This is a genomic window from Micromonospora sp. H61, from assembly GCF_018070325.1.
GTDB lineage: Bacteria > Actinomycetota > Actinomycetes > Mycobacteriales > Micromonosporaceae > Micromonospora > Micromonospora salmantinae.
This window is the reverse complement of the sequence record NZ_JAGPXY010000186.1, coordinates 1-2,319: the sequence shown is the minus strand read 5'-3', so window position 1 is coordinate 2,319 and position 2,319 is coordinate 1. Positions and strand designations below refer to the sequence as shown.

Here is a 2,319-nt window from a genome sequence, read left to right as displayed (position 1 = left end):
AGAGAAGACGGAGCAGGAGAACCGGCAGCGCGAGCTGCGTTACCTCGAATTCCTACGCGACGAGATCTTCGCGAAGCCCGACATCGCACGCATGTACTGGCATACCAGGCACCCCGGTGACCTGCAAGCATTGACCAGCAGCGCGTTCACCGATATTGCTGACAATTTGCGGCCCACAGATCCGGGGCCCCCGTGTGCCGAGCACGCCCTCATCGGACTGCTGGGCGACTTCATTGGTGGGCTCACCGAAGACGACCGTTCTCATCTCTTCCGTCAGCTGGGCATCGTCTTCCGTAGTTTCGAACGAGGCGATCTCACCGATCAGCTGAATGCTATTATTCAAGAAGGGCGCCAGGAGGCGGAAGCATGACGCAGGACAGCAACGCCATTGAGTCCAGGGTGAGCGAGGCCGGACGGGCCGCGATGCACCAGGCCAACGAAATGATCCGATTCGCCGACTTTAAGGCTGCAGTCGTCCTGGCCGCCGCGGGCGTGCTTGCGAGCCAGCTGTGGACGGCGCGGAGCTCCTGGGACCAAAGCAGTTCAGTCTGGACCCCCGGGCTCGTCGTCGCCGCGGCGTCCGCCGTAGTCCTCAGCGCTCTGCTGGCGCTGTACACGTTGGTGCCGCGTCAGAGAAATAGCGAGTTGGGGTCACTTCACCATTACAGGCAGGTGGCCCGACGCTTCGCGTCCGACCAGAAAGGCTTCATCGACGCCTGGCTTGCATCGGCCGCCGACCATGAGACTGCCGAGCGAGCTGTCGCCGGACACATATGGGCGGCTAACCTCATCGCGAACCGCAAGTTGACCCAGATGGCGTGGTCGATCCGCCTGCTCGTGGCTGGCGTTACCGTTCTCGCGATCACGGTCCTGTGCTGAGGGTTCTAGCAGCCACGGCTCCAGATTGGTCGTCGTTCGGCAGGTTGGTGCGCCGACCATCGGTCCCGGCTAGAAGGTGGGTGCAAGAGATGCCATTATTGATTTCCTATACGGCGGTCTGCACTCGGCACCGAATAGCCACCGTGACCCGCATCGTGGCGCGCGTAGGGCGACTTGGCGGGGCGACTGGAAGGTCTGTGGCTATGGGTGACGCCGAAAGTTCAGATCGCGGTCTGAGCGACTGTCAGCAGATCCTCGGACGCTTGATCAGTAGGCAGCCTTTGATGAGTTTGTTGAAGCGGTCGAGCGTTATGAACAGTTGGGCTCGCTCCTCGGCGGAATGCGACAGGTCGGGTCGCCTCCTGGATCGCCCCTTTTTCAGGAGAATGTAGCGGCTCTTGCGCCGACGTACGGACGGGGACCTCGGCCGGAGGGCCGGCAGGAACCACCGTCGAGCGAATTAGGGGTTTGTATCATCGGCGGTGTCAGCAGTAGCGATGTCAGAATCAGCCGATAGGTACGTCAGTGTGACCTTCAAAGAGGCTTCGCCGGAACCTCCTGCGATGATTACGTCACCTTTCGCCGATACCTTGATGCCGAACTCGATAGCGACCGAAGTCGGTCGCGCGGCACGCGTAGCAGCACGCTCGATCGTTTCCGCGGTCGACACCGCGATTTGCTCAATCGCCGACTGCACCCGATCAAACGACTGCAAGGCCCAATCCGCGGCCCTGCCGGCGGCACTCGTTGGCTCAGTGCCTACCAGACTGACTACCGAGGTCTCCATCAACAGCGTCAACTCACCAACCTGCACCGGCACCGCTGGCATGACCAGACTTGGACCCATACCGCTACCTTCCGTTGAACCGCCGATACAAGCGACTAATCGAAGCAGGGTTAGGTATCGATTGCAAGCCACCGTCAGGCATCCGATCCCACCCGGTCGGGCCAATGACTCAACCGCTGCAGGCAGTGCGTCAGCGCTGGTGCTTTCCGATCGCCGTCTGGTACTCCGTCCAGGCGTCGTGCGTCGCGTTCGCCTCTGCCAGCACCCGCTGGTCCAGAAAGATTCGGGCGGAGGGCCGGATGTCGGATCTTAGGCCGGATGGGCGAACCCAATCGGTGAGGAACGCGATTGGCGGCAGCCATCGGGCGAAGATCGGCGCGAGGGCGCGCAGGTCCAGTTCCTCGGTGCGGCCTGCCAACGCGGCGGCGATGTCGACGACCGCCCCTGGCAGCCAGTGGATCTCGACGCGCGATCCACCCTCAATCGCCAAGGCACCCCAACCGGCGTGGTTGCCGGACGTCTGAAAGAGGTGCGCGTCGTCGGTGGCGTATCGGCCGATGCGGGATGCCGATTCCCGGACGTCACCGATGAAGGTTGAGTTCAGTGGCAGCAGTGGAGTCTTCATTTGGGCGAACTGGTACTCGGTCTCCGCG

Annotated in this window: 3 protein-coding genes and 1 pseudogene; 2 read left to right on the top strand and 2 right to left on the bottom strand. The window is 62.4% G+C overall.

The window, feature by feature from the left end; all coding sequences use genetic code 11:
• Nucleotides 1-370 (top strand): annotated as a pseudogene (locus KBX08_RS32970) (hypothetical protein); the annotation flags it as partial.
• Nucleotides 367-879 (top strand): hypothetical protein, encoded by a 513-nt coding sequence (locus tag KBX08_RS32965; protein ID WP_210787663.1) that lies wholly within the window; start codon nucleotides 367-369, stop codon nucleotides 877-879. The pseudogene KBX08_RS32970 and the gene KBX08_RS32965, both read left to right, overlap by 4 nt.
• Nucleotides 880-1,339: 460 nt before the next feature.
• On the opposite strand, the gene KBX08_RS32960 is transcribed toward KBX08_RS32965, so the two are convergent.
• Both KBX08_RS32960 and KBX08_RS32955 read right to left on the bottom strand, forming a co-directional pair.
• On the bottom strand, nucleotides 1,340-1,726 hold the full coding sequence (locus KBX08_RS32960; RefSeq protein ID WP_210787662.1) for a CU044_2847 family protein: 387 nt from the start codon (nucleotides 1,724-1,726) through the stop codon (nucleotides 1,340-1,342).
• A 130-nt stretch (nucleotides 1,727-1,856) separates the two neighbouring features.
• Complete coding sequence (locus tag KBX08_RS32955) at nucleotides 1,857-2,291, bottom strand: hypothetical protein (protein ID WP_210787661.1); 435 nt, start codon at nucleotides 2,289-2,291, stop codon at nucleotides 1,857-1,859.
• Nucleotides 2,292-2,319: the final 28 nt, after the last annotated feature.